Genomic DNA, 24,441 nt, shown 5'->3' on the forward strand with positions numbered 1-24,441 from the left:
CCTACGCAGGAGCGACGGAGTGTATCCAAGGCCTTGCCTCTTACGCCAGCGCCAGATGCGATACCGGGAGCCGCGCCTGCAGCGAACCGGGCAGGCGTTCGACGACCAGCCGCCGGATCGGCGTCCAGAACGCCGAGAGCGTGAGCAGCGCCGAACCGATGACCAGCGCCGTCAGCGCGATGTTTAGCTCGACCACCCCGAACTCCCTGAACAGCTCGGTCAGCGCGTAGAGGACATAGGCGAGCGCGGACACCAGCAGCGCGCGGCGATCGACCGCCAGCGCGACGATGGCGAACAGCAGATAGACCCCGATCACGCCGATCGCGCCGGGCACACCCACCATCCGCCCGTCGGTCACCCCGATCAGCGAGAACAGCGGATGTGCGATCAGCGGCGCGGCGAGCAGATGCAGCCAGAAGGCGACGTCGCTGCGCCGCGTCTCGCGCGAGCGGTCCGACATGTCCCACCACATCGCAAAGGCGAACACGGCCAGCCCGGCGACGAAGGCGATACCGAGCATGACGTCGCCCATGCGCGGATCGTTCGGGCCGAACGCCGAGACGATCAGCGCGGCGACGGTCGCGGCGGCGGCCGCTGCGCCGGCGGCGATCGTGATCGGCACCTTGAAGCGGCGCCAGTGCAGCCACGCACCGCCCGCGGTGATGAGCGCGCTGCCGGCCACCCAGATGCCGCCGATGACCTCATTCGAACCATTGTCGAGCAGCCCGGCCATGAAACCGAGCCCCAGCAAGCCTTCGAACAGCCCGCCCATGAAGGCGAGCAGCAACAGGATGCTGGGCAGCGCCATGCGCCGCTTGCGGGTGAAAAATTCGGCAAGGCCCCAGGCCGATGCTGCGATCAGCAGTCCCGCGAATGGCGGAGGCCCGGGGAAGAGCGGCGTGATCGCCTGCCCGATACCGCCGACCGCGAACAACATGATCACCACCGCGATCGCCATGAAAATGTCATTGAAGCCGGTGAGCAGCCGGAACTGCTCCTCGTCCACCATCGGCGACTGGCGCACGGTGCTGACATGCGCGCGAAACGCATCCGCCGCGTCCGCGCTGATCGCGCCCGCCGCTATGGCGGATTGCAGGTCGGTCTCGCTGTACATGGCGGTGTGTCTCCCGGTGTTTGGTTAAAGCTTATGCACGCCGTGTTACTCTGTCAACACAGTTGAGAAGCATTGGTCTGCTAAACCTCATTGTCATTGCGAGGAGCCGCGTCGCCTGCGGCTCTTCGCAATGACGGTGAACCTGCTCAGCCCAGCGCCTGCAATGCTTTCATGATCGCCATCGACTGTTCGGCGCCGTTTTGCGGCACGGTTTCGCCTTTGCGGTCGACAATCCGGTCGAACGCTTCGGCCACGCCCTCCACCGTGCACTGTTCGGGGGGCAGGGCGACGCCCGGCGTCAGCGTGACGTAACTCGCCTGATAGACGCCCGCGCCGGCGCCGATGATCATGTTGGTCGGCGCGTCCTCGCTCACCAGATAGAGTGCGGCCGGCACGACGTTGACCGGATCGAACGCCTCGAACGCCTGTTCGGGCAGGATATCCTCGGTCATGCGCGTACCCGCGACGGGCGCGAGCGTATTGACCCTGATATTGTATTTCGCCCCTTCGAGATAGAGCGTCTTGGTGAGCCCGGCGCATCCGAGCTTGGCCGCGCCGTAATTGGCCTGGCCGAAATTGCCGAACAGCCCGGTCGAGCTGGCGGTCATCAGGATACGGCCATAGGCCTGCTCGCGCATCGTCTCCCACACCGCCTTGGTGACATTGGCCGATCCGATCAGGTGGACCTTGACCACGATGTCGAAATCGGCGGGCTCCATCTTGGCGAAGCTCTTGTCGCGCAGGATGCCGGCATTGTTGATCAGGATATCGACGCGGCCCCATTTGGCCTTGGCTGCCTCGACCATCTGGACCATCTGATCATATTCGGTGACCGATCCGCCATTGGCCATGGCGCTGCCGCCTGCCGCCTCGATCTCGGCGACCACCTGTTCGGCGGCGTCGGACTTGCCGGTGCCGTCACGCGATCCGCCGAGATCGTTCACGACCACATGCGCGCCGCGCCGCGCGAGTTCGAGCGCGTATTCGCGCCCCAGCCCGCCGCCCGCGCCGGTGACGATGGCGGTCTTGCCGGTGAAATCGATGGTCATGGCTTTGCTCCTTTGGAATATCCTGTCGCTGTGGCGTAACCGCCGCGAACGCGCCTCGCTAAGCTGCGGAGGAAGCCGCGTCGGTCTCTGCTGGCTTCGGCGGCGGCTTGTCCGTAATCAGATAGCGGTAGACGCCGACCAGGTTGATCGCGAGCAAGGCGATATTCTGCCAGCCGATGCCCTTTGCGTCTTCGCTGAGAAAGCCCCAGGCGATCAGCGCCGCCGAACTGGTGACGAAAATGACGAAGCCGAAGCCGGTCTTGCGCACGCCCAGATTGAGCGCGACGATCAGCGCGGCGAGCGTCCCCGCACCGGCGCCGTAATATTGGAGGGCGTCGAGCGCGAACTCGCTCACGCGCCGGCGCCCGTCAGCGCGAGCAGACCGGCGGCCGCCAGAGCGGGCCAGCCGATATGGCGGCCGCGCGTCATCACCGCATCGACAATCCCTGCCGTCAGCCAGGCCCCGCCGATGATCGCGATCAGCGTCCGGTCCGTGCCCGGCCAGAGCAACGTCAGTGCGGACAGGATCATGAGAAGACTGGTTATGTGCCAGGCGAAGCGCAGGACGTTCCTGCCCAGCGGTTTGGCGACCACTCCGCTGTTCATGGCGAGAATGGGACCGATCAGTCTGCGCTCGCCCAGCACGGAGTGCACGCCTGCGGTAAGCAGCATGATCGCGGCGGAAAGCCAGAGCATCGTCACCCCGCCCCGATCAGTTCGCGGCCGATCAGCATGCGGCGGATTTCGTTGGTGCCCGCGCCGATGTCGAGCAGCTTGGCATCGCGCATGTAGCGCTCGACCGGCCAATCGGTGGTGTAGCCCGCGCCGCCCAGCGCCTGCACCGCCTCCAGCGCCACCTTCATGGCGTTTTCGCTGGCGAGCAGGATCGCGCCGGCCGCATCGAAACGTGTGGTCCTGCCGTTGTCGCAGGCCCGCGCGACGGCATAGACATAGGCGCGCGCCGAATTCAGCGCGACATACATGTCGGCGACCTTGGCCTGCATCAGCTGGAACGCGCCGATCGGCCTCCCGAACTGCTCGCGCTCGCGGACATAGGGGATGACGGTGTCGAGGCAGGCCTGCATCACGCCGAGCTGCAGGCCGGAGAGGACCACCCGCTCGTAATCGAGCCCGCTCATCAGCACGCCCACGCCGCCGCCGACCGGGCCCATGACGTTCTCTTCCGGCACATGGCAGTCGTCGAACACCAGTTCGGCGGTGGGCGAGCCGCGCATGCCGACCTTTTCGATCTTCTGGCCGATCGAGAAACCTTCCATGTCCTGCTCGATCAGGAACGCGGTGATGCCCTTTGAGCCCGCGTTCGGATCGGTCTTGGCATAGACCACCAGCGTTTCGGCATAGGGCGCATTGGTGATCCAGAATTTGGTGCCGTTCAGCAGGTAGCCGCCCTGCACCGCGTCCGCTTTCAGCTTCATCGAAACCACGTCGGAGCCGGCATTGGCTTCGCTCATCGCCAGGCTACCGACATGCTCGCCCGAGATCAGACCGGGGAGATATTTCGCCTTCTGCTCGGGGCTTGCCCAGCGCGCGATCTGGTTGATGCACAGGTTGGAATGCGCGCCATAGCTGAGCCCGATCGAGGCGCTGGCCCGGCTGATTTCCTCGACCGCGATGACATGTTCGAGATAGCCGAGCCCGAGCCCGCCGTCCTCCTCGCTGACGGTGATGCCGTGCAGGCCGAGATCGCCCATCGCCTTCCACAGCTCGTCTTTGGGGAACCAGTCCTCGCGATCCACCCTGGCGGCGATCGGCGCGATCTGCTCGTCGGCGAAACGGCGTACCGTCTCGCGAATCTGCTCGGCCATCTCGCTCAGGCCGAAATCGAAATCGGGGGTCGCTACGGTCACGGGAGTCCTCGCCTGAAAGATTGTTGCTGGCCGCTATATGGGCCGGGGCGGGGAGGGGCAAGGCGGAGTAAGGTCAAGCGCCCACCGAACTTCAACCGTTCGTGCTGAGCTTGTCGAAGCATTGTCCTCCTTCGATGACGACGGTGCGAGAAAGAGAAAGTACAACCCTTCGACAAGCTCAGGGCGAACGGAGCCTGGAATAGCCTGTTGCAGCCTATCGCCGACCCAGCCACCAGCGCTGCTCCCAGCCGGCGATATCGGCCGCCGGCCGGCCATCGCTGCCACGCGCGGGGCGGTAGCGGAAGCGCTGCTTGATCAGGCGGCAGGTGGTGTCGTCGAGCGCCTGGTTGCCGCTCGATATCTTGACCACGCAGCGCGTCACGCGGCCGTTCCTGCCGATATAGACATTGGCACCGACCGAACCCTCGACATAGGCGTCGGCGGCGGATTTGGGATAATCTTTGGGGCTGATGCGGCCCTTGATCAGGCGCGCGGGCACGGGCGGCAGCCCTCCGCTGCCGGTGCCGTCGCCGCCTGTGCCGCTGCCGGTGCCATTGCCGATACCGCCCGCGCCGGTGCCGGGCCCGACGATCTCGGCCGCGCCGGTGGTGCTGTTTGCGCCGTCCCATGGGATCGTGGCCGTGGCGATGACCGGCGGCGGCAACGGAAGCTTCACGATCGGTTCGGGCGCGACGATGGCGGTGGCGCGGGACTTGATGTTGGGCGGCGACGCGGCGCCTTCCTCCTTCGCGTCGGGCTTGGCCTTGACCTGCGGCGGCGGTGGAGGGGGCGGCAGCGGCGGGGGAATTTCTTCGGCAACCGTGAACACTTTCAGGCTGTCGTTTGCCTGCTGCAGGGCTTCGGCGCCGAGCCCGCTTAGCAGCGCATAGCCGAGCAGCACATGCACCGCGATCGCGGCGACGATGGACTTGGCCCGGTGCCGCCAGAGTTGATCGAGGATCATGGGCTCATTATGCACGATAGGGCTGAATATCAGCTGATATTTCCGCTAATCGGGCGTTGGGGCACCGCCGCACGGTTGCGGTTGGACGGTCTGCCGCACAAAATTGGGCCGACCGGCAGCGGTCGACCCTCACATAGCCGCGCTGGCCGGACGATCAATATTCGCCGCCGCCGCCGCCATATTGGCAAAAACCGATCCGATATTGCGTCTTGTAGGCGGTTCGCTGCCCATAGCTGTCGGCAAAGCGGTCGCAATGCTGGAATTCCCAGCCCACTTCCTGAGTTTTGCTGCTATCGCTATAATAATATGTTTCGTAGATGTAATAGCCGTTCGTCTGGGCGATGGCTGGAGCGTTGGCGATGCCAAGCCCGGCAATGCCGGTCGCCAGCAAAGCCAGTGTGGCCTTTTTCAGATTGTTCATGACTCTTCCTCCATTGTGAACGCCAATTTTGGCTAGAGGAAACTGAGCGCTAAAAGTTTTACAGAACGCCACCAGACTAAATCAAGATACTCCGTTTATAGCATTTAACCATTTGATGTGGTCATGTTTACCCCAAATGGGCCACTGCCCAACATAAGGTCGATGCCTTCTTTGCGCTGAGATAAATCGAACCGAAGCGTCCACCGATCAAACTCGAAACAATTCAGCTGGCTAGCGCCTTTTCTTTGGCGATTTTGCGCAGCGCGCGTTCGAAGGCTTCGGGAGGCTGGCCGCCGCTGATGACGTAGCGCTCGTCGATGATGATCGTCGGCACCGCGCCGACGCCCTGCTGCCGCCACTGCTCTTCCTCGGCGCGGACCTCGGCGGCGAAGCGGTCGTTCGCCAGCAACGTGCGCGCGGCTTTCGCGTCCAATCCGACATCGCCGGCGCATTCCACCAGCACCTCATGATCTTCCGGAGCGCGGCCTTCGGTGAAATAGGCGGTGAACAACCGGTGTTTGAGTTCGAGCTGTTTGCCTTCGTCCCTGGCCCAGTGAAGCAGGCGGTGCGCGTCGAACGTGTTGTAGATGCGTGCCTCGCTGCGATCCGCCATGGTGAAGCCGAGATCGGCCGCGCGCTCGCGGATCACCGCGCCGTTCGCCTTGCGCTGCTCGGGCGTGGAGCCGTATTTCTCGGCGACATGCTCGCCGATGTCCTGGCCGCCGGCGGGCATTTGCGGATTGAGCTCGAACGGATGGAGGACGATCTCCGGATCGATCTCATCGCCGATCCGCTCCAGCGCGATTTCGAGTCCGCGCAATCCGATGATGCACCAGGGGCAGGATATGTCCGAGACGAAATCGAATTTCATTTTCCGGGTCATGGTCGTGTCCTTTCGGTTGCGCTCATTATAGAATGTTGAGTGCCCCTGCGAAGGCAGGGGCCCATCATCCGACGGCGCCTGATGGGCTCCTGCCTTCGCAGGAGCGCAAGCAGATTATTTTTCAGCGGCTTCTTTCCCGCGCGGCGCGGGGTTCAGCAGATTGCGGCGATATTCGCCCTGGCGTTCGAACATCCAGCCGGGATATTCGGCCGGCAGCGCGCTGACCTCGCCCAGCGCGGCGAGCTGCTTGCCGCTCAGCACGACGTCGACCGCGCCGAGATTGTCCTCGAGCTGCGAAAGCTTTTTCGCGCCGACGATCACGCTGGTCACCGCCTGCTGGTGAAGCAGCCAGGCGAGCGCGATCTGCGCCATCGACGCGCCGTGGTCCTTGGCGATCGGGCGCATCGCCTCGATCACCTTGTCGCCGCGCTTGGCGCGCACGGGCGGGAAATCGAAGTCGGCGCGGCGGCCCTCATCCTTGTTCTTGCCCGAATATTTGCCGGTGAGATAGCCGCCCGCCAGCGGGCTCCAGACCATCAGGCCGACATTCTCGCTGTCCAGCATCGGTACGATCTCGCGCTCCAGATCGCGGCCGACCAGCGTGTAATAGGCCTGCAACGATTCGAAGCGGGCGAGGCCGCGGTTGCAGCTGATCCCGATGGCCTTGGAGACCTGCCAGGCGGCCCAGTTGCTGACGCCGATGTAGCGGACATGGCCGTGTTGAACGAGCGTATCGAGCGCGTGCATCGTTTCCTCGATCGGCGTGGCCGGATCGAATCCGTGGATCTGGTAGAGATCGATATGGTCGAGCTGGAGGCGCTTCAGGCTCGCCTTGACCGCCTCCATGATATGATAGCGCGAATTGCCGCGGCCGTTGGGGCCTTCGCCCATCTGGCCGTAAGCCTTGGTGGCGACCACGATCTCGTCGCGGGGGACCTTGAGATTTTTCAGCGCCTGCCCGGTGATCTCCTCGGACTGCCCCTCATGATAGACGTTGGCGGTGTCGATGAAGTTCACGCCCGCGTCGATCGCGGTGGAGACGAGCTTGTCGGCGTCCTGCTGGCCCAGCGTACCGATCTTCTCCCACATTCCGTCGCTGCCGCCAAAGGTCATCGTGCCGAGGCAGAGTTCGGAGACGAAAAGGCCGGTGTTGCCGAGCTTGTTGTAGCGCATGGTCGTTTATCCTGTGTCGGGAGGGGTGCCGGAACCAAGTCCGGCGCGGTCACGGGATATAAATGCGTGCGGGCCGGGTTCGGTTGCAAAGCGATACCGGTTGGGCGCGTTCAGCCAGATGGGGCATCATTTTCGTCGGCCAACCATCGCTCCAGCCATTTGATCGTATAATCGCCCGAGCGGAATTCCTCGTTCTCCAGCAGGCGCTGGTGAAGCGGGATGGTGGTCTTCATCCCCTCGATCACGAATTCCTCCAGGGCGCGGTTGAGGCGCATCAGGCAGCCTTCGCGGGTGTGGCCGAACACGATCAGCTTGGCGATCATGCTGTCGTAATAGGGCGGCACGCAATAACCTTGGTAGAGCCCGCTGTCGACGCGCACGAACAGGCCGCCGGGCGCGTGATAGGCGGTGACCTTGCCGGGCGATGGCATGAAGGTTTGTGGATCCTCGGCGTTGATCCGGCATTCGATGGCGTGGCCGCTGAAGCGGACCTGGTCCTGCGTCTTGGACAATGGCTCACCGCAGGCGATGCGGATCTGCTCGCGCACCAAGTCCATGCCGGTGATCATCTCGGTCACCGGATGCTCGACCTGCAGCCGGGTGTTCATCTCGATGAAGAAGAATTCGCCGTTCTCGTACAAAAACTCGATCGTGCCGGCGCCGCGATAGCCCATGTCGGCCATCGCCTTTGCTACGATGCCGCCCATGCGGTCGCGTTCTTCGGGCTTGATGACCGGGGAGGGAGCTTCTTCGAGCACCTTCTGGTGGCGCCGTTGCAGCGAGCAGTCGCGCTCGCCCAGATGGATCGCATTGCCCTTGCCGTCGCCGAAAATCTGGAACTCGATATGGCGCGGATCGGCGAGATATTTCTCGATATAGACGGTGGCGTCGCCGAACGCGGCCTTGGCCTCGCTGCGCGCCTGGCTCATCTGGCTTTCGAGCTGGTCCTCGTTTTCGACCACCTTCATGCCGCGCCCGCCGCCGCCCGAAGCCGCCTTGATGATGACCGGATAGCCGATGTCCTTGGCCAGTGCGCGCGCCACGTCGAAATCCTCGACCGCGCCGGGCGACCCCGGGACGAGCGGCAGGCCGAGTTCGCCAGCGGTCTTCTTGGCCGCGACCTTGTCGCCCATCGTCTCGATATGCTCGGGTTTCGGACCGATCCAGATGATGCCGTGGCTCTCGACGATCTCGGCGAATTTCGCGTTCTCGGAAAGAAACCCATAGCCCGGATGGATCGCATCGGCCTGGCTGATCTCGGCCGCGCTGATGATCGCGGGGATGTTGAGATAGCTGTCGGCGGCGGGCGGCGGGCCGATGCAGATCGCTTCGTCGGCGAGGCGCACATGCATCGCGTCGGCATCGGCGGTGCTGTGCACGGCGATGGTCCGGATGCCCATTTCATGGGCGGCGCGGTGGATGCGAAGCGCAATCTCGCCCCGGTTCGCGATCAGCAGTTTTTTAATGGCCATTGCGCTTTCGCTTGTAAATGTGCGTCCAGATGCCGTTCGCCCTGAGCGTGTCGAAGGGCTGTCTTTCTCTTCGCAGCCCTAGCAGAAACAGGGCAGGGTTTCGACAGGCTCAGCCCGAACGGAGAAAGGACTCGTTATTCGATGATCACCAGCGGCTGGTCGAATTCCACCGGCTGGCTGTTGGAGACGAGGATTTTCTTCACCGTTCCGGCGCTCGGCGCGCTGATCGGGTTCATCACTTTCATCGCCTCGACGATCACCAGCGTGTCGCCCGCTTCCACGCTCTGGCCCTCGCTGATGAACGGTTTCGAACCGGGTTCGCCGGCCAGATAGCAGGTGCCGACCATGGGGGACCGGATCGCGTTGGCGTGATCGTCCGCGCTGTCGGTCTGCGGCGGCACGGCGCCGGCGGCAGGCGCAGGTGCCGTCACCGGAGCGGCTGCGGCTGGCGCGGGCGCGGCGGCGGCGGCCTGGATCGTGCGGGACACGCGGATGCGCCGCGGACCGTCTTCGACCTCGATATCGCTGAGCCCGGTTTCGCCCAACATTTCGGCCAGCTCGCGCACCATCGATACGTCGATGTTCATCGGCCCCTCGCTCGGTGCATGCTCGCCGTCATTTTTTTTCGCTTCATCGGACATAGGCTTTCACACCCTTGTTATGATCTTTCAATGCGCCGCTTAATCAGAGCCGCGCCGCCGCGTCCAGCGCCAGTTCGTAGGAGCGCGCGCCGAAACCGCTGACGGTTCCCCTGGCGGCGCGCGCGATCCAGCTGCGATGGCGAAAAGATTCACGCGCGTGCGGATTGGATAGATGCACTTCGATGACCGGCACGTCGAGCGCGCGGATGGCATCGTAAAGCGCGATCGAGCTGTGCGTGAAGGCGCCCGCGTTGAGCAGCACCGCTTTGGCACCGCTCGCCGCGGCCTCGTGCAGCCAGTCGATCAGATGGCCCTCATGGTTGGACTGGCGCAGGTCGATATCGAAGCCGAGGTCTCGCGCCTTGTCCTCCAGCTTTGCGGCGATGTCGTCGAGCGTATCGGCGCCGTAGATATCGGGTTCGCGCATGCCGAGCAGGTTGAGATTGGGTCCGTTGAGGACGAAGATGGTTTGCCGGTCGGCCAAGTGGATGCCCCTGATTATCTGTCTGAATCGGGCACTTTCTAGACGCGAACGGGCGGGCAAGTCGAGCGCCCCTCGACTATCTCGGTCCGCAGCGGCTAAGGAGCGACCATGCTTTCGGTCACGATCAACGGCGATGCAAGGCAGGTGCCGCCCGGCAGCATCGCCGACATGGTGCAGGCGCTCGGCTTTCGCCCGGACAAGATCGCGGTGGAGCGCAACCGCGCAATCGTCCCGCGCTCGACCTTGGGCGACGTGACGGTGGACGATGGCGATGTGTTCGAGATCGTGCATTTCGTGGGCGGCGGGTGAGCCTGTTCGTCATTGCGAGCGAAGCGGGGCCGCAGGCGACCGTTAGGTCAACCAATCCAGGGCAGACCAAGCTGCAACTGTCCTGGATTGCCGCGTCGCCTTCGGCTCCTCGCAATGACAACCGATTACCGACCGGCTTTTATTATTTCGCCAAATCCCTAAATCCCCGGCATGACCGATTCACACACCGACCCATGGACCGTCGCTGGCCAGAGCTTCACCTCGCGTCTCATCGTCGGCACCGGCAAATACAAGGATTTCGCCGAGAACGCCGCCGCGCTGAAGGCCAGCGGGGCCGAGATCATCACCGTGGCGGTGCGGCGCGTGAACATTTCCGATCCCAGCCAGCCGATGCTGACCGATCATATCGATCCCAAAGAATATACATTCCTGCCCAACACCGCGGGCTGCTTCACCGCGGACGACGCGGTGCGCACCTTGCGCCTCGCGCGCGAAGCGGGGGGCTGGAACTTAGTAAAACTCGAGGTGTTGGGCGAGGCCAAGACGCTCTATCCGGACATGCGCGAGACGCTGAAGGCCACCGAAACGCTGGTGGCCGAAGGGTTCAAGCCGATGGTCTATTGCGTCGACGATCCAATCGCCGCGAAGCAGCTTGAAGAGGCAGGCGCGGTGGCGATCATGCCGTTGGGCGCCCCGATCGGCAGCGGGCTCGGCATCCAGAACCGCGTCACGATCCGGCTGATCGTCGAGGGCGCGGGCGTGCCGGTGCTGGTCGATGCCGGCGTCGGCACCGCCTCGGACGCCGCGATCGCGATGGAACTGGGCTGCGACGGCGTGCTCATGAACACCGCGATTGCCGAGGCCAAGGAGCCGGTGCGCATGGCCGAGGCGATGAAGCTGGCGGTCGAGGCCGGACGACATAGTTATCTTGCGGGCCGGATGGGGCAGCGGCGCTACGCCGATCCGTCGAGTCCGTTGGCGGGCTTGATCTGACACCTGGGGGCTGAGAAGCTTTCAATCAAAATCCGTCGTCATTCCGGCGAAGGCCGGAATCCAGAGCGGAATGGCACTGCCGCTCGGCCCTGGATCCCGGATCAAGTCCGGGATGACGTTGTTTCTTGCTTAACTTGGAGCTCGATTACCGCCCCGCTATCTCCTTGGTCGCGGTCAGATATTTGCGCCCGATCCTGAGGCTCTCCCCGTCCGCCAATTGCGCGTGCCATACGCCGCCGCCCTCGTGGCGCAGTCCGGCAATGAAATCGCGGCGCACGATATGGCTGCGGTGGATGCGCAGGAATTGCTCACCGTCGAGCCGATCCTCGAGCGCGCCGATGGTTTCGTGCAGCAAATAGCTGCGCTCCCCCAGATGCAGCCGCATATAATCGCGCTCGGCTTCGATACGGTCGATGTCCGCAGCGGCGATGCGGACCAGCTGGGACCGGTGCGGCACCCAGAATTCCTGTGCGCCCCGCGGTTCGTCGGCTTGTTCGGCGCGGGCAGCGGTCACTCGCGCGACCGCTTTTTCTAGTCGCTCCTGCGCCACCGGTTTGAGCACATAATCCGCCACGCCCAGGTCGAACGCCTCGACCGCAAAACCGTCGAACGCGGTGCAGAAGATGATCGCGGGCGGATCGGCCATCGCCGCCAGCGCGCGGGCCACCGCCATGCCGTCTTGGCCGGGCATGGCGATGTCGAGCAGCAGCAGGCTGATCCCGCCGCCGCGCACCCGCTCCAGCGCGGCTTCGCCATCTGCGGCGGTGCCGACCAGCCGGAGCGCGTCGATCCGCTCCACCAGCCGCTCCAGCCGCTCCACGGCAAGCGGTTCGTCGTCGACGATCAGAGTGAGCAAGGGCGAGGCGGCAAGGCGGTCAGATGGCATCGAGGGGTATCTCCAGGCTTGCGGTAAATCCGCCGCCCGCGCGTGGACCGGCGGTAAAAGTCGCGCGCGGTCCATAACGTGCTTCCAGGCGATCGTGAACATTGGCGAGGCCGATGCCGCCCGGATCGCCGCGAGCCTCTGCGCCGCCTGCGCCATCGTCCTCGACAATGATGCGCAAAATCGCGCTCTCGAATGCCGCCTCGATGGCGATCGTGACCGGCGATCTTGCGCGCGAGACGCCGTGCTTGATGGCGTTTTCGACCAGCGGCTGGAGGATCAGCGCGGGCACCTTGGCTTCCGCCGCACGCTCGCTCAGCGTCACGCGGCGGCGCAATCTTTCGGGGTACCGCACCGCTTCGATATCCAGATAAAGCGTCTGGAAGCGCACCTCCTCGGCCAGCGTCACGTCCGCCAGCGGATCGCTTGCCAGACTGGTGCGGTAAAAGGTGGCGAGGTTCATGATCATCGCCTCGGCCCGGTCATTGTCGCCGCGCATGACCAGGGCGCTGAGTGAATTGAGCGTGTTGAACAGGAAATGCGGGTTTACCTGATAGCGCAAGGATCGCATCTCGGCCTCATGCGCGGCTATGGATAGGCGCGCGGCGTGGCGTTCGGCCGCTCGCACCTCCCGCGCATAGCTCAGCGCCAGAAATAGCATGCCCCAGGCGGCAAGGAAAAAATAGCGGTTGAGAGCCAGCTCGGCGAGCGTCTGCTCCATGCTCAGCGGCTGCGCCATGGCTCCGTCTCCAGACCCGGAAAAAATCCGTTCGGACGCATAGACGTTGAACAGCCAGTAATTGAACAGGCTCATCAGGATCGCGATCGGCGCGGCGCCGATGAAGGCGGCGGCAATCCGCTGGCCGAGCGGGCGACGGTCGAGCAGACGCAGGAGCAGGCAGAAGCAGAATGTGAGCGCGATGCCGACCAGCGTGACCGCAACGCGCCGCCAGATCAGCTCGTCCTGCGCTGGAAAACCCATAACTACGGCGCGCGCGGTGTTGACGATAGCATAGATCAGCCAGAATCCGACGATCGACAGAAAGGCGAGCGGGAGCGAGATCGTGCCCCGGTGCTGTTCGATCGCGGTCATATGCGCCAGCCTAGCGCGGCGCGGTGGCTTTGTCGCGCTCCGCCTCCGTGTAGCTGTAAAACGTTTCGGCAACGCATCGTCCCGTGCATGAATGTCACAGATTTCATACAAATATTGGTTTTCGCGCGCACGAAGCTTGCTGCAGCGCCGCGAACCGCGCTTTAAGATGTCGTTAACCACGACTGTGGCATAGTCATGGAACATCGCAGCACGGGTTGGGAGCCTGACATTATGAACGACCAGACGAGCGAAGCGCCAGGCATGGTAACCTTGGCCGAGATGAAAGAGTTCGCCGCATTCAGCTCGGCAACGCAGCGGTACATCCGGCGCTCGCTCGACGTGGCGTTGGAGCGTGAGGACGCCGTGAAGCGCTGGAGCCGCGATGTGGGCGAGGTCGCCAGCATCCGCGCGCAATATCGGCTTTACGAACGGCTCGACGCACTGCGCGAACTCATCCCGACATCGAGCGATATCGATGCGGCCGAACCGTTCATGGCGCCGCTGATCACCGTTTCCGCGTTCGATCTGGGGCAGGGCCGGATCGACAGTTTTTCGGCTTATCGCTTCCTCTATGAACGCCTGCTCGGTGCCGATGCGCGGCCGTGGCTTCCGGGCGCCTTCTGCGCCGCCGCCACCATACCGCAGCTCCAGCCCGAGCAGCGCAAGAAGCTGCTGCAGTCGATCACCGAGGCGGCCGCGACCGCCACCGGCTGGTCCAAGCGCGCGCCGAGTTTCTTCCCGGAATGGGTGGAAAAGGTCGACGCCGGCAAGGCCAACTGAACCGGTTTTTTCAACGCCGGCGAGGCGAAGGGAGCGTCTAGCGATGGACGCTCTTTTTGTTGGGTAACGATATTCCGTGAGAGCCGACCCAGTTTGCGCTTCACCCCAGCGAAAGCTGGGGTCTCGGGCGGTTGAGCGCGACCGCCGGAGATGCCAGCTTTCGCTGGCATGACGAGCTCGCGCTGCGGATAGGAGGCCTCTGCACCCGCTACCCGTCCTTGGCTTTCTGCACCGTCGGCTCACTGCAATCTCCATTCAAGGGACGGCGGAACCCCCGCGCGGCTTTGCGGTTGATCATCCCGAAAGCGTCTCAGGAAGGAGTATTTTCATGGCAATCGAGCAAGACTTGACCGGTCTCAACATCCTCATCATCGCCACCGATGGGTTCGAGCAATCCGAATTGATCGAACCGCGCGACCAGCTTTTGGGCGCGGGCGCGACGGTGCATGTGGCGTCGCTGCAAGAAGGCGAGATCAAGGGTTGGGATGAGGATGACTGGGGCGACAGCGTGGAAGTCGACAAGATCGTCGCCGATGTTTCGGTGGACGATTACGACGCGCTCGTGCTGCCGGGCGGGCAGATCAACCCCGATCTGCTGCGCGTCGAGGACAGCGTGCTCGATCTGATCCGCGAGTTCGACAGTTCCGGCAAGATCGTCGCAGCGATCTGCCACGCGCCGTGGCTGTTGATCGAGGCGGAAATCGTCAACGGCCGCAAGGCGACCAGCTACAAGTCCATCCGCACCGATCTCGCCAATGCCGGGGCCGAGGTGGTGGACGAAAGCGTGGCGGTGGACGACAATCTCATTACCAGCCGCAATCCGGACGATCTCGATGACTTCTGCGCCGCGATCGCCGAGGCGGTGCTGGAGGGCGTCGACGCCTGACGGCGGGCTATAACTAAGCTACCAATTCCAAAGTGCTGGGGTGTCAGCGCTTTAGCTCGACTGCCGGAGATGCCAGCTTTCGCTGGCATGACGAGCTATTGCAGATATTCACGTTCCTGGGCGCGCATGTTAAATGACCCGTATCGCTTGCCATCGCGATCCGCTTTGCTAAGCCCTGACCCGAAGAACTGGGTCAGGGAGCGGCAATAGCCGCCGAGGGAAATCATCATGGCAACCGCGCAAACCGGCACAATCGCTGCCGCCTTCGAGCGTTGGACCGATCCGGTTATCAACGTGTCTGACTTCATCTGGGGCGGCACCTGGAATGGCGCGGAGATACTGCCCTTCCCGCCGATGGTGATCATTCTCCTGGGCGGCGGCCTGTGGATGATGTTCGGTCTGCGCGGCTATCCGGTGCGCGAACTCATCCCCTCCTTCCGCAAACTGTTCAGGAAATCGGACAAAGGCGCGGCTGGCGAGATCAGCCCGTTCGCGGCGCTTTCCACCGCCTTGTCGGGCCAGGTCGGCACCGGCAACCTTGCCGGCGTCGCCACCGCCATCGCGCTGGGCGGCCCCGGCGCGATCTTCTGGATGTGGATTACCGCGCTGATCGGCATGGCGCTGGCGTTCGGCGAAGGCTCGCTTGCCGTGCGTTTCCGCGAGAGAACCCCCGAGGGCGAATATCGCGGCGGGCCGATGAGCTACATCACCTACGGCCTCGGCCCGAAATGGAAATGGCTGGCGATCCTGTTCTGCCTCGGCACCCTGTTTTCCGCGCTGGTCACCGGCAACGGCATCCAGGCCAATTCGGTGGCGGATTCGATCAACGAGCTGACCGGGCTGGACGAGTGGATCGGCGGCATCATCGTCGCGCTGGCCGTGTTCGTGGTCATCATCGGCGGCATCAAGTCGATCGGCGCGGTGGCCGAGAAGATCGTGCCGATCATGGCGATCGCTTACATCATCATGGCGTTGATCGCGATCCTCATCAATATCGCCGACATTCCGGAAACTTTCTCGCGCATCTTCGGCGGCGCGTTCAACGCGCAGTCGGCCAGCGGCGGCTTCGTCGGCGCGGGCCTGATCCTCGCCATCCGGGCGGGCGTGGCACGCGGATTGTTCTCCAATGAGGCGGGGCAGGGCTCGACCCCGATCGCGCATGCCGTGGCGCAGACCAACGATCCCGCCGCGCAGGGCAATTTCGCAATGCTCGGCACGTTCATCGACACCATCGTGATCTGCACCATGACCGCGCTCGTCATCCTGACGGTCGAGGGCCCGTTCATGGCGGTGAATGCCGCCACCGGGCTCAGCGAGCCGGTGAAACATGCCTGGCAGTCGTCGGAGCTGGCGGGCTTCGCCGTCACATCGGGAGCGTTCGCAGCGGCGTTCCCCTATCAACTTGCGGGCGTCCCGATCGGCACGCTGATCGCCTCGATCGCGCTGATCCTGTTCGTGTTCACCACGCTGCTCACCTGGAGCTATTATGGCGAACGGGCGATCACCTATCTCTACGACCAATTGCCCGGCTCCAACGATCGCGGCGAGAAGATGCTGCACATGGGTTGGCGGGTCTTGTGGTGCATCTTCATCTATATCGGGGCTTCCGCCCCGCTCGATTTCATCTGGCGGCTGGGCGATATCTCCAACGCGGCGATGGTGATTCCGAACATGATCGCGCTGCTCGCGCTGTCCGGCGTGGTGTTCGCACTGGCCCGCGGCGTGCGCAACGCCGGCAAGGACCACGGCCGCGAAACGCCGACCGAACTGAGCGAAGAGATCAGCGGCGCGGCGGGGCATTGATTGTCTCCGCAGCCAACCGCTGCTGAAGCCTTGCTCCTTCTCCCCTCCCGCTTGCGGGAGGGGCCGGGGGTGGGTACGGGGCGGAACCCGGGGTCTGGGATCAACCAGCACTTGTAAAGTCTACATCCCACCCCAAACCCCTCCCGCAAGCGGGAGGGGCTTTTTATGGATCGAGCCCGCCGATGCTGAAACGCCTCTATGAATGGACGCTCGACAAGGCCGGGCACCGCACTGCGCCGCGCTGGCTGGCCGCGCTCAGTTTCGCCGAATCCAGCTTCTTCCCGATTCCGCCCGACGTTCTGTTGGCACCGATGTGCTTGGCCCGGCCGGAGCGCAGCTGGTGGTACGCGCTGGTATGCACAGCCGCATCGGTGCTGGGATCGCTGCTCGGCTATGCGATCGGTTTTTTCCTGTTCGACGCTATCGGCCAGCCGATCCTCGACTTTTACGGTGTCGGCGCGGAATTCGCGCATTTCAAGGCGCAGTTCAACGCGCAGGGGTGGATCATCGTGCTGCTCGCGGGCTTCACGCCGCTGCCGTTCAAGGTGATCACCATCGCCGCCGGAGCGACCGCGATGCCGCTGCAGGTGCTGCTGTCGGCAGCCGTCATCGCGCGTGGCGCTCGGTTCTTCATCGTCGCCGGACTGCTGCGGTTCTTCGGCGCCCCCATGAAAGCATGGATCGATCGCAATTTCGCGTTTGCAACCACCGCTCTGGGCGTGCTGGCCGTGCTCGGCTTCGTCGCCGTCAAATATCTGCTTTAACGTTTCCGCTCCAGCAATTGGGGAGGGGGCGGAATCAGCCCAGCGGCTCCTCGATCGCGCGAAACACCTCGTCGCGGCGGATTGGCGCGACGATGATCGGGCTGTTGTAGCTCGCAAGCTCGAACGCGCCGGTGCCGCTCCAGCCGCGCTCGGCGATCCAGCCTTCCAGGCGTTCGATCGCCTCGTTCCAGTGCGCGTCGCTCGGCGTGCCGTTCACCAGCGCCGTCGCAACCAGCCGCTCAGCCATGTCGCGCAGCGCAATAGCCGTTGGCGGCGCGGGCAGGCTGGCCTTGATCTTGCCTTGCGGGATTACGAAGCGCACTGCCCAGCGGCCGCCTTCATCATCGAAGTCATGACGCCCGGCACCTTCGATCGATGCGGTGACCGGCACCGTCATATCGAGCTTTTCGCCATCGCGCGACTTGGCGAAATAATAATCGGAGAGAATCTTAAAGCCCTGCTTTTCAGCCTGTTTGCGCGTTCCGGTCACCACCGTCTCGGCCACCAGATAGGGGGCATAGCGACGCAGCTCGAAATCGCCTTCGGTGCGTACCGGGCGATAGGCCGGGCTCTCGGTCTGCTTTTCCGAGCGGGCGTAAAGGCCATAGCCGATCGCGCCCGCTGCCAGCGCCGCGCCGCCACCGATAATCGCTTTCTTGGTCGTCGGGTTCATCTGCATCTCCATGTGTTCGGGTTCGCCGGGGGCGGTGTGTGCCTAGGGGGAGAATGAACGAACAGCCTTGCGGTTGCGCGGCGTGGACAGCTTACGTTGCGAACAGTGCCACATCGTCGGCGAACGCCTTGAACTCGAGCGCATTGCCGCTGGGATCGGTCAGGAACATCGTCGCCTGCTCGCCCGGCTCCCCGCGAAAGCGGACGGTCGGCTCGATGATGAATGCGGTCTTCGCTTCGCGCAGCCTTTGCGACAGCGTGTTCCAGTCCGCCATCGACAGCACCACGCCGAAATGCGGCACGGGCACGTCATGGCCATCGACCGGATTATGGTGCATACCCCCGCGCTCATCACCCAGATGCGCGACGATCTGGTGGCCGAAGAAATCGAAATCGACCCAGGCATCGCTGCTACGACCCTCGCGGCAGCCTATCACGTTGCCGTAGAAGCGGCGCGCGGCCGCCAGATCGTGGACCGGAAAGGCGAGGTGGAACGGACGCAGCGCCACCGCGCTCACCGGCCCCGCGGCTTGGGCAGCCGCAAGTCGCCACCGGCCGCGATCTCGGCATCGAGCAGCGGCTCGCAAACGGCATAGCGCGTGGTCAGGAAACGCATCGGATTGCCGGCCTCGACCGCGGCCGAAGCCTGCGCGCGCGCCGATTCGGCGATGGCCGCGGCGATCACCTCGCGCGGCAGGCCGGCCTCCTCGATCAGCCGCGCTCCGATCAGTCCGGCATAGGTCTTGCCTGGCAGGGCGAGGCTGCGCAGCCGGTTCGCCCCGGGCGCGCCGCGCGATTGCTCATAGGCGACCAGTCCGAAGGTGGCGACGCAATCGATATCGCGCTGCTGGATTTCGGTGATGGCCGCCGGCACGGGCGCGGCGGTCTGCAGGAGCATGGCGAGGATCAGGGTCATGACGTTTCCATCCGAATGGTTGACGCAGTGGGGGTAGCGCTTTGGTTCACAGAGCGAAAGCCGTCTGGCGGTTGATGCATCGGGCGTAACAAAAAGGCCCGGGCGCTTGCGCGTCCCGGGCCTGCTCGGTGATACCGCCGAAATCAGTAGAAGAAATCATATTTCACGTCGACGGTGCGTCCGGTGCGGATATCGACCAATACCGCATCGTTATAATAACGCACCCAGCGATAAGGGCCGTAAGTCGCGGGCAGGCGATACTGGTATGGATTGCCGATCTGGTAGCGGCTGCTGTAGAATAACGAACCGAGCACTACGCCGATCGACAGGCGGTTGTAACGATAGTTGCGGTAGGGCGAATAATAGCGGCTGGAGAAAAGGCCGCGATTGCTGCTGCGATAACCGCGCCAGTTGTAGCGGCGGTCATTACGCCAATTGTTGTTCCAGTGATTGTAACTGCGGCCGTTATAATAGAAATTGCCGTTATTATATTGCTGGCGGCGGTAATCCTGCCGCACATCGCGGCGATAATCTTGGCGGGCATCACGACGGACGTCGCGCCGATAATCCTGACGCGCGTCGCGCCGCGCCTCCTGCCGATAATTCTGCCGCACCTGCTGACGAACATCCCGCCTTCGATCCTGGCGGGCATCCCGTCTCCGGTCTTGGCGCCGGTCCTGACGCCGCTCGACCACACGGGCCTGCTGACGGAGAGTCTGGCGTTGCGCTTGCCGCGCATTCTGGCGCTGGCCGCTGCTATTGCCGCGATTTCCGCGGCGACTGCGCTGGTCGGGTGCGGCCGAAGCGGAAACGCCGGCGACGCCCGCATCAGCGGCGACCGGTTCGGCGATCCGGACATTCTGGATTTCCGCGGCGCTGAGCGCGGCGGGGCTCAAAAAAGTGGCAGCCATCAGGCCGCCGAGCATCAAATTACGCATGGTTTGCTCCTCGTTCATGGCGGCAGACGGTTCCGCCGCGACTGGGCAATCCCGTGTCGCCCGCTCGACTCGTTATGGCTTCGACCGACTGACTTATTGCTGAACAGTTAAGACATATTCAGGAAAGGTGTAACTTAACTGAACGTCTGTGGAGATGCGGATTCGAAATATAATTTCTACAATGACGAAAGGGAACGACAATTCGGGGCGCGAATTCAAGCTGAGAAAATACCCAACGCCTGCTGCAGGCTCAGCTTTCCGGTCCGGCCAATATCCGTTCGGTCATCGCCGCGGTCATCGGGTGATAGCCCGCCTTGGCCTCGGCGAATGCATCGGTGGCGATGGCGTGGCCCCAGGCGCCCTGATCCTCCAGCCCCTGATAGAGCGGCCGGATCAGCAGCATGCGGCCCACACTGGTCAGATACTGCTTCAGCGAGGGCACCGCCGGCTCGTAACGGTTGGCAATGGCGATCTCGTACCAGGCCGAACGGACATAGGCGTTGCCGTTGTTCGACAGGTTCAGCCCCCCGTCCATTTCCTTCAGCCGCGCGGTGCTCTGTTCTTTGGGGATGCCGCGCAAAAACCGCATCCATTGCTGCGTGCTCCAGCCGCCGGTATCGACCGCCGCAACCGGCCCGCCCGCGTTGAACGCCGCCAGTTCCTTGTCGACCTCGGCCAAGGTGGCCGAATGGATGTGCACCGCATTGTCCGGAAGACCCGGCGCATAGGCCCATTGGTCGAGCTTGAGGCTGTCCTCCAGAACCGTATCGCCCTCGATCAGATTTGCGCGCAGATCGGCGAGGAAGCCAGCCGTGGTCTGCGGCTGAAAGGCGAAGCGGTCGAAATAGCCGCGAAGATAGGCGTCGAACCGGTCGCGGCCCACCGCCTGTTCGATCGTGCGCAAAAAGGTCGAGCCCTTGAAGTAATCGAGCTGCCCCGCGGTCGCGCCCGGTTCGCCGTGGAGCCGCGTGGTCGGCGCATCGTCGCCGCCCGCCGCCGCGATGTCGCTCAGCATCGTGCCGTAATCCAGATCGGCGTAGAGCGCCGCGCGGTCCTTGCCGTACACCGCCTCCATGATGCGGTTTTCGAAATAGGTGGTGAAGCCCTCGTTGAGCCAGCTGTCCGACCAAGTGGCGTTGGTGACCAGATTGCCCGACCAACTGTGCGCCAGCTCGTGCGCCACGACGTCGGTGTTCGACCGGTCGCCGGTGATGATCGTCGGGGTTAAAAAGGTAAGCGTGGGGTTCTCCATGCCGCCATAGGGGAAGCTCGGCGGCAGCACGAGCATGTCGTAGCGGCCCCAGCGATAGGGGCCGTACAAATCCTCCGCCGCCGCGATCATCTTTTCGACATCCTGAAACTCATCCGCCGCGGCATCGAGCAAGGCGGGCTCGGTATAGACGCCGCTGTTCGGCCCGAGCGATTTGAACGCCAGATCGCCGACCGCCAGCGCGATCAGATAGGGCGGCACCGCATTGTTCATCCTGAACCGGTAGCTGACGCGGCCGTCCTCGGTCGGCACGCCGTCCGGCGTCAGCTTGTCGCCGCTCATCACCGCAACGAGCCCCTTGGGCACCGTGATCCGCGCGTCCCAGGTCTGGCGAATGCCGGGGCTGTCCTGCGTCGGAATCCAGCTGCGGTTGTTGATCGGCTGGCCCTGGCTGAACAGATAGGGTTTTTCCCCGCCCGCGGTGGCTTCCTTGGGCAGCCATTGAAGCGCTTCGGCCCCGGGCGCGCTGGCATAGGCGATACGGATTTTGTCCTTGCCGTTCAGCTGCACCGTCAGCGGCGCGCCGAGCATCTCGTCGACCTTGCCGACGGTGTAGGGCAGGGCGCCCCCGTCCATGTCGGTGATCGACTGGATGCGCAGCCCATTATCGTCGAGCACCACATGATCCGCGCCCGGCTGCGCCGCGATGTCGAGCACCGCGGTGCCGTAAATCTGCTTGCCTTCAAAATCGGTGACCAGATCGAGATCGACATGCGACACGCGCGCCGTTTCCGGATCGGCATAGGTCCACACATCCTTGGCGAAGCTGGCGGACTGGACACTCTCGGTCATGGCGGGCGCATCCTGTGCGATCGCGGCGCCGCTCATGCCGGTCATCAGAAGAAGGGCGGCGGCGGAGGTGGTGAAACGCATAAGAGCTCCTGTGGGGCAAAAGATTACTACCGATATAGGTCCGCGCGGTATGTTCCGATAGTATTGAGAGGATAGCGATGTGGCTCAATCAGTTCCCCGGCGAAGGCCGGGGTCCATCAGGTGATGTTTGATGCTGGGCCCCGGCCTTCGCCGGGGAACAGTCTCGCTATTCCTGAGAGCATTTACCGAGCCTGAAGTTTCGTGTTCGTTCCCGCTCAGGCGGCGATCGATTCCAGCTTCTCGCTCGCTTCGAGCCAGGCGGCCTCGGCCTGTTCGATGCGCTGCTGCGTATCGGCGCGCTCCTTCATCAGTTCGGTCATGGTGAGGTCGGCCAGCTTGCCCTCGGCGCTCGCCGGATCGAACATCGCGCGGTCGATCGTGCTGCGTTCGGCGGTCAGCTTGGCGAGCGCGGCCTCGGCTTTTTTCGCGGCGTCGCGCAGGCCCTTGTTCTGTTCGCGACGCCGCGCGGCGGCCTGGCGGGCTTCCTTCTTGCTCTGCTTCGGCTCCGCGGTCCTGCCATCCTTCGCGGGCTCCTTGGCCAGCACGAAATCGATATAATCGTCGATCGACCCGTCGAATTCGGTCGCGGTGCCGCCGTCGACCAGGACCAGCCGGTCGGCGGTCATCTCCAGCATGTGGCGGTCGTGGCTGACGATCACCACCGCGCCGGAATAGGCGGTGAGCGCCTGCACCAGCGCCTCGCGCGCATCCACGTCGAGATGGTTGGTCGGCTCGTCGAGGATCAGCATGTGCGGCGCGTCGCGGGTGATCAGCGCCAGCGCCAGCCGCGCGCGTTCGCCGCCCGACAGCTTGCCGACCAGCGTCGTCGCCTTGTCCGGCCCGAAACCGAACCGGCCGAGCTGCGCGCGCACTTTCGACGGGGTTTCGCCCGTCATCAGGCGGGTCATGTGGGTGAGCGGGGTCTCGCCGCGATCCAGTTCCTCGACCTGATATTGCGTGAAATAGCCGACGCGCATCTTGGGCGTAGCGTTCATCGCGCCGTCCATCGGCGCAAGCTGCGCGGCGAGCAGGCGCGCCAGCGTGGTCTTGCCGTTGCCGTTGCGGCCGAGCAGCGCGATGCGGTCGTCCGGATCGAGCCGCAGGTTCAGGCGGCTCAGCACCGGCTCGCCGTCATAGCCCACGGACGCATGGTCCAGCGTGATCAGCGGGGGCCTAAGTTCGCCCGGATCGGGGAAATCGAAGCTCAGCGACGGATCGTCGATCAACTCGGCGATCGGCTGCATTCTCGCCAAGGCCTTGGCGCGCGACTGCGCCTGTTTCGCGGTGGAGGCGCGAGCGGAATTGCGCGCGATATAATCTTTCAGCCGGTCGGCCTGCGCCTCCTGCTTCGCCTTGGCCGAGGCGAGCTGCGCCTGTCGTTCGGCGCGCTGCCGCTCGAACGCATCATATCCGCCCGGATAAAGCGTCAGCCCGCCGCGCTCCAAGTGCAGGATATGGTCGACGACGTTGTTCAGAAAATCGCGCTCGTGGCTGACCAGCAGGATGGTGCCGGGATAGCTTTGCAGGAAATCCTCGAGCCATAGCACCGCTTCCAGATCGAGATGGTTCGACGGCTCGTCGAGCAGCAGCAGATCGGGTGCGGAGAACAGCAGCGCGGCGAGCGCCACGCGCATGCGCCAGCCACCCGAAAAGCTGTCCAGCGGCCGGTGCTGCGCCGCTTCGTCGAAGCCCAGACCGGCGAGGATGCGCGCGGCGCGCGAGGGGGCGCTGTGAGCGTCGATCGCGATCAGGCGCTCGTGGATTTCGGCCAGACGATGCGGGTCCGGATCGCCTTCGCTCTCGCGCATCAGCGCAGCGCGTTCCTCGTCGCCGGCGAGCACCTGCTCGAACGGCGTGGCGGTGCCGCCCGGGGCTTCCTGTGCGACATAGCCGAGGCGCGTGCCCTTGGGCATCGCTGCCGTGCCGCTATCGGGTTCCAGCGATCCGGCGATCACGCGTACCAGCGTGGTCTTGCCCGCGCCGTTGCGGCCGACCAGACCGATACGCGCGCCAGGCGGCAACGCAGCCTTGGCCCCGTCGAGGATCAGCCGCCCGCCCAGGCGGACCGTGATGGCGTTGAGATTGAGCATGGCGCGCGCCTAGCATTTTGTGCGTTGCACCGGAAGCGCGGGTTTCTTGCAGAACAGCCTCATGAAAAATCCGTAGCCCTGAGCTTGTCGAAGGGCGCTTATCGATGATGCGCGGCGCTTGACCGGGATACGTCCTTCGAC

At 64.0% G+C, this 24,441-nt stretch carries 26 protein-coding genes; 6 read left to right on the top strand and 20 right to left on the bottom strand.

What is annotated here, in order from left to right:
- Positions 1 to 40: 40 nt before the first annotated feature.
- From ACOQPC_RS03030 to aroQ, 12 genes are all read right to left on the bottom strand, one after another.
- Positions 41 to 1,114 (bottom strand): hypothetical protein, encoded by a 1,074-nt coding sequence (locus tag ACOQPC_RS03030; RefSeq protein ID WP_420607193.1) that lies wholly within the window; start codon positions 1,112 to 1,114, stop codon positions 41 to 43.
- A gap of 146 nt (positions 1,115 to 1,260) precedes the next feature.
- The gene (locus tag ACOQPC_RS03035; protein WP_420607194.1) at positions 1,261 to 2,163 is read right to left on the bottom strand and encodes an SDR family NAD(P)-dependent oxidoreductase; all 903 of its coding nucleotides are present in this window, start codon (positions 2,161 to 2,163) and stop codon (positions 1,261 to 1,263) included.
- Positions 2,164 to 2,221: 58 nt separating this feature from the next.
- Positions 2,222 to 2,518 carry a hypothetical protein gene (locus ACOQPC_RS03040; protein ID WP_420607195.1) on the bottom strand — a complete coding sequence of 99 codons (297 nt, stop codon included), beginning with the start codon at positions 2,516 to 2,518 and terminating at the stop codon, positions 2,222 to 2,224.
- Positions 2,515 to 2,859 (bottom strand): hypothetical protein, encoded by a 345-nt coding sequence (locus ACOQPC_RS03045; protein ID WP_420607196.1) that lies wholly within the window; start codon positions 2,857 to 2,859, stop codon positions 2,515 to 2,517. The genes ACOQPC_RS03040 and ACOQPC_RS03045 overlap by 4 nt, the downstream gene beginning before the upstream one ends.
- Positions 2,860 to 2,861: 2 nt before the next feature.
- The gene (locus ACOQPC_RS03050; RefSeq protein WP_420608052.1) at positions 2,862 to 3,989 is read right to left on the bottom strand and encodes an acyl-CoA dehydrogenase family protein; all 1,128 of its coding nucleotides are present in this window, start codon (positions 3,987 to 3,989) and stop codon (positions 2,862 to 2,864) included.
- A gap of 256 nt (positions 3,990 to 4,245) precedes the next feature.
- Positions 4,246 to 4,995 carry a TonB family protein gene (locus ACOQPC_RS03055; RefSeq protein ID WP_420607197.1) on the bottom strand — a complete coding sequence of 250 codons (750 nt, stop codon included), beginning with the start codon at positions 4,993 to 4,995 and terminating at the stop codon, positions 4,246 to 4,248.
- A 154-nt stretch (positions 4,996 to 5,149) separates the two neighbouring features.
- Positions 5,150 to 5,416 (bottom strand): DUF6289 family protein, encoded by a 267-nt coding sequence (locus tag ACOQPC_RS03060; protein ID WP_420607198.1) that lies wholly within the window; start codon positions 5,414 to 5,416, stop codon positions 5,150 to 5,152.
- Between the two features lie 223 nt (positions 5,417 to 5,639).
- Positions 5,640 to 6,299: a DsbA family oxidoreductase gene (locus ACOQPC_RS03065; RefSeq protein WP_420607199.1), complete on the bottom strand. Its 660-nt coding sequence runs from the start codon at positions 6,297 to 6,299 to the stop codon at positions 5,640 to 5,642.
- Positions 6,300 to 6,413: 114 nt separating this feature from the next.
- The gene (locus ACOQPC_RS03070; RefSeq protein WP_420607200.1) at positions 6,414 to 7,472 is read right to left on the bottom strand and encodes an aldo/keto reductase; all 1,059 of its coding nucleotides are present in this window, start codon (positions 7,470 to 7,472) and stop codon (positions 6,414 to 6,416) included.
- Positions 7,473 to 7,582: 110 nt separating this feature from the next.
- Positions 7,583 to 8,944, bottom strand: coding sequence for an acetyl-CoA carboxylase biotin carboxylase subunit (gene accC, locus ACOQPC_RS03075; protein WP_420607201.1), 1,362 nt, complete (start codon positions 8,942 to 8,944; stop codon positions 7,583 to 7,585).
- Positions 8,945 to 9,078: 134 nt separating this feature from the next.
- Positions 9,079 to 9,531, bottom strand: coding sequence for an acetyl-CoA carboxylase biotin carboxyl carrier protein (accB, locus tag ACOQPC_RS03080; protein ID WP_420607202.1), 453 nt, complete (start codon positions 9,529 to 9,531; stop codon positions 9,079 to 9,081).
- 97 nt (positions 9,532 to 9,628) lie between these two features.
- Entirely contained in the window at positions 9,629 to 10,069 is a 441-nt protein-coding gene (aroQ, locus tag ACOQPC_RS03085; protein ID WP_420607203.1) for a type II 3-dehydroquinate dehydratase, read from the bottom strand.
- Positions 10,070 to 10,177: 108 nt separating this feature from the next.
- On the opposite strand from aroQ, the gene thiS reads away from it, so the two are divergent.
- Both thiS and ACOQPC_RS03095 read left to right on the top strand, forming a co-directional pair.
- Complete coding sequence (gene thiS, locus ACOQPC_RS03090) at positions 10,178 to 10,378, top strand: sulfur carrier protein ThiS (RefSeq protein ID WP_420607204.1); 201 nt, start codon at positions 10,178 to 10,180, stop codon at positions 10,376 to 10,378.
- A 171-nt stretch (positions 10,379 to 10,549) separates the two neighbouring features.
- Positions 10,550 to 11,332, top strand: coding sequence for a bifunctional sulfur carrier protein/thiazole synthase protein (locus tag ACOQPC_RS03095; RefSeq protein WP_420607205.1), 783 nt, complete (start codon positions 10,550 to 10,552; stop codon positions 11,330 to 11,332).
- A 145-nt stretch (positions 11,333 to 11,477) separates the two neighbouring features.
- On the opposite strand, the gene ACOQPC_RS03100 is transcribed toward ACOQPC_RS03095, so the two are convergent.
- Both ACOQPC_RS03100 and ACOQPC_RS03105 read right to left on the bottom strand, forming a co-directional pair.
- Positions 11,478 to 12,218, bottom strand: a complete 741-nt coding sequence (locus tag ACOQPC_RS03100; RefSeq protein WP_420607206.1) for a LytR/AlgR family response regulator transcription factor — start codon at positions 12,216 to 12,218, stop codon at positions 11,478 to 11,480.
- Positions 12,208 to 13,308, bottom strand: coding sequence for a sensor histidine kinase (locus ACOQPC_RS03105; RefSeq protein ID WP_420607207.1), 1,101 nt, complete (start codon positions 13,306 to 13,308; stop codon positions 12,208 to 12,210). Before ACOQPC_RS03105 ends, ACOQPC_RS03100 begins: the two co-directional genes overlap by 11 nt.
- 231 nt (positions 13,309 to 13,539) lie before the next feature.
- Between ACOQPC_RS03105 and ACOQPC_RS03110 the strand changes: the two genes are divergently transcribed.
- The 4 genes from ACOQPC_RS03110 (at position 13,540) to ACOQPC_RS03125 (ending at position 17,541) form a co-directional block, all read left to right on the top strand.
- A complete protein-coding gene (locus tag ACOQPC_RS03110; RefSeq protein ID WP_420607208.1) occupies positions 13,540 to 14,088 on the top strand; it encodes a hypothetical protein in 549 nt (182 codons plus the stop codon).
- A 328-nt stretch (positions 14,089 to 14,416) separates the two neighbouring features.
- Complete coding sequence (locus ACOQPC_RS03115; protein WP_420607209.1) at positions 14,417 to 14,974, top strand: type 1 glutamine amidotransferase domain-containing protein; 558 nt, start codon at positions 14,417 to 14,419, stop codon at positions 14,972 to 14,974.
- A gap of 228 nt (positions 14,975 to 15,202) precedes the next feature.
- Entirely contained in the window at positions 15,203 to 16,777 is a 1,575-nt protein-coding gene (locus ACOQPC_RS03120; RefSeq protein WP_420607210.1) for an alanine/glycine:cation symporter family protein, read from the top strand.
- Positions 16,778 to 16,959: 182 nt separating this feature from the next.
- Positions 16,960 to 17,541 (top strand): YqaA family protein, encoded by a 582-nt coding sequence (locus tag ACOQPC_RS03125; RefSeq protein ID WP_420607211.1) that lies wholly within the window; start codon positions 16,960 to 16,962, stop codon positions 17,539 to 17,541.
- Between the two features lie 34 nt (positions 17,542 to 17,575).
- On the opposite strand, the gene ACOQPC_RS03130 is transcribed toward ACOQPC_RS03125, so the two are convergent.
- From ACOQPC_RS03130 to ACOQPC_RS03155, 6 genes are all read right to left on the bottom strand, one after another.
- Positions 17,576 to 18,214, bottom strand: a complete 639-nt coding sequence (locus ACOQPC_RS03130; protein ID WP_420607212.1) for an SOUL family heme-binding protein — start codon at positions 18,212 to 18,214, stop codon at positions 17,576 to 17,578.
- A gap of 91 nt (positions 18,215 to 18,305) precedes the next feature.
- Positions 18,306 to 18,722, bottom strand: a complete 417-nt coding sequence (locus tag ACOQPC_RS03135) for a VOC family protein (RefSeq protein ID WP_420608053.1) — start codon at positions 18,720 to 18,722, stop codon at positions 18,306 to 18,308.
- 5 nt (positions 18,723 to 18,727) lie between these two features.
- Positions 18,728 to 19,129: a hypothetical protein gene (locus ACOQPC_RS03140; RefSeq protein ID WP_420607213.1), complete on the bottom strand. Its 402-nt coding sequence runs from the start codon at positions 19,127 to 19,129 to the stop codon at positions 18,728 to 18,730.
- A 143-nt stretch (positions 19,130 to 19,272) separates the two neighbouring features.
- A complete protein-coding gene (locus ACOQPC_RS03145) occupies positions 19,273 to 20,067 on the bottom strand; it encodes an RcnB family protein (protein ID WP_420607214.1) in 795 nt (264 codons plus the stop codon).
- 250 nt (positions 20,068 to 20,317) lie between these two features.
- Positions 20,318 to 22,210: a M1 family metallopeptidase gene (locus tag ACOQPC_RS03150; protein WP_420607215.1), complete on the bottom strand. Its 1,893-nt coding sequence runs from the start codon at positions 22,208 to 22,210 to the stop codon at positions 20,318 to 20,320.
- A 215-nt stretch (positions 22,211 to 22,425) separates the two neighbouring features.
- Positions 22,426 to 24,300, bottom strand: coding sequence for an ABC-F family ATP-binding cassette domain-containing protein (locus tag ACOQPC_RS03155; RefSeq protein WP_420607216.1), 1,875 nt, complete (start codon positions 24,298 to 24,300; stop codon positions 22,426 to 22,428).
- Between the last annotated feature and the right edge of the window lie 141 nt (positions 24,301 to 24,441).

The sequence above is a fragment of the Novosphingopyxis sp. genome (assembly GCF_965218915.1).
Taxonomy (GTDB): domain Bacteria; phylum Pseudomonadota; class Alphaproteobacteria; order Sphingomonadales; family Sphingomonadaceae; genus Novosphingopyxis.

Excerpts from the sequence above, each read along its gene's own strand:
- ACOQPC_RS03095 (WP_420607205.1), top strand. The coding sequence starts at position 10,550 with ATGACCGATTCACACACCGACCCATGGACCGTCGCTGGCCAGAGCTTC.
- ACOQPC_RS03110 (WP_420607208.1), top strand. The coding sequence starts at position 13,540 with ATGAACGACCAGACGAGCGAAGCGCCAGGCATGGTAACCTTGGCCGAG.
- ACOQPC_RS03120 (WP_420607210.1), top strand. The coding sequence starts at position 15,203 with ATGGCAACCGCGCAAACCGGCACAATCGCTGCCGCCTTCGAGCGTTGG.
- thiS (WP_420607204.1), top strand. The coding sequence starts at position 10,178 with ATGCTTTCGGTCACGATCAACGGCGATGCAAGGCAGGTGCCGCCCGGC.
- ACOQPC_RS03050 (WP_420608052.1), bottom strand. The coding sequence starts at position 3,989 with ATGGCCGAGCAGATTCGCGAGACGGTACGCCGTTTCGCCGACGAGCAG.
- ACOQPC_RS03055 (WP_420607197.1), bottom strand. The coding sequence starts at position 4,995 with ATGATCCTCGATCAACTCTGGCGGCACCGGGCCAAGTCCATCGTCGCC.
- ACOQPC_RS03145 (WP_420607214.1), bottom strand. The coding sequence starts at position 20,067 with ATGCGTAATTTGATGCTCGGCGGCCTGATGGCTGCCACTTTTTTGAGC.
- ACOQPC_RS03140 (WP_420607213.1), bottom strand. The coding sequence starts at position 19,129 with ATGACCCTGATCCTCGCCATGCTCCTGCAGACCGCCGCGCCCGTGCCG.
- ACOQPC_RS03105 (WP_420607207.1), bottom strand. The coding sequence starts at position 13,308 with ATGACCGCGATCGAACAGCACCGGGGCACGATCTCGCTCCCGCTCGCC.
- ACOQPC_RS03060 (WP_420607198.1), bottom strand. The coding sequence starts at position 5,416 with ATGAACAATCTGAAAAAGGCCACACTGGCTTTGCTGGCGACCGGCATT.
- ACOQPC_RS03130 (WP_420607212.1), bottom strand. The coding sequence starts at position 18,214 with ATGAACCCGACGACCAAGAAAGCGATTATCGGTGGCGGCGCGGCGCTG.
- accB (WP_420607202.1), bottom strand. The coding sequence starts at position 9,531 with ATGAACATCGACGTATCGATGGTGCGCGAGCTGGCCGAAATGTTGGGC.
- accC (WP_420607201.1), bottom strand. The coding sequence starts at position 8,944 with ATGGCCATTAAAAAACTGCTGATCGCGAACCGGGGCGAGATTGCGCTT.
- ACOQPC_RS03155 (WP_420607216.1), bottom strand. The coding sequence starts at position 24,300 with ATGCTCAATCTCAACGCCATCACGGTCCGCCTGGGCGGGCGGCTGATC.
- ACOQPC_RS03035 (WP_420607194.1), bottom strand. The coding sequence starts at position 2,163 with ATGACCATCGATTTCACCGGCAAGACCGCCATCGTCACCGGCGCGGGC.
- ACOQPC_RS03100 (WP_420607206.1), bottom strand. The coding sequence starts at position 12,218 with ATGCCATCTGACCGCCTTGCCGCCTCGCCCTTGCTCACTCTGATCGTC.
- ACOQPC_RS03150 (WP_420607215.1), bottom strand. The coding sequence starts at position 22,210 with ATGCGTTTCACCACCTCCGCCGCCGCCCTTCTTCTGATGACCGGCATG.
- ACOQPC_RS03115 (WP_420607209.1), top strand. The coding sequence starts at position 14,417 with ATGGCAATCGAGCAAGACTTGACCGGTCTCAACATCCTCATCATCGCC.
- ACOQPC_RS03065 (WP_420607199.1), bottom strand. The coding sequence starts at position 6,299 with ATGACCCGGAAAATGAAATTCGATTTCGTCTCGGACATATCCTGCCCC.
- ACOQPC_RS03125 (WP_420607211.1), top strand. The coding sequence starts at position 16,960 with ATGCTGAAACGCCTCTATGAATGGACGCTCGACAAGGCCGGGCACCGC.
- ACOQPC_RS03070 (WP_420607200.1), bottom strand. The coding sequence starts at position 7,472 with ATGCGCTACAACAAGCTCGGCAACACCGGCCTTTTCGTCTCCGAACTC.
- ACOQPC_RS03045 (WP_420607196.1), bottom strand. The coding sequence starts at position 2,859 with ATGCTCTGGCTTTCCGCCGCGATCATGCTGCTTACCGCAGGCGTGCAC.
- ACOQPC_RS03030 (WP_420607193.1), bottom strand. The coding sequence starts at position 1,114 with ATGTACAGCGAGACCGACCTGCAATCCGCCATAGCGGCGGGCGCGATC.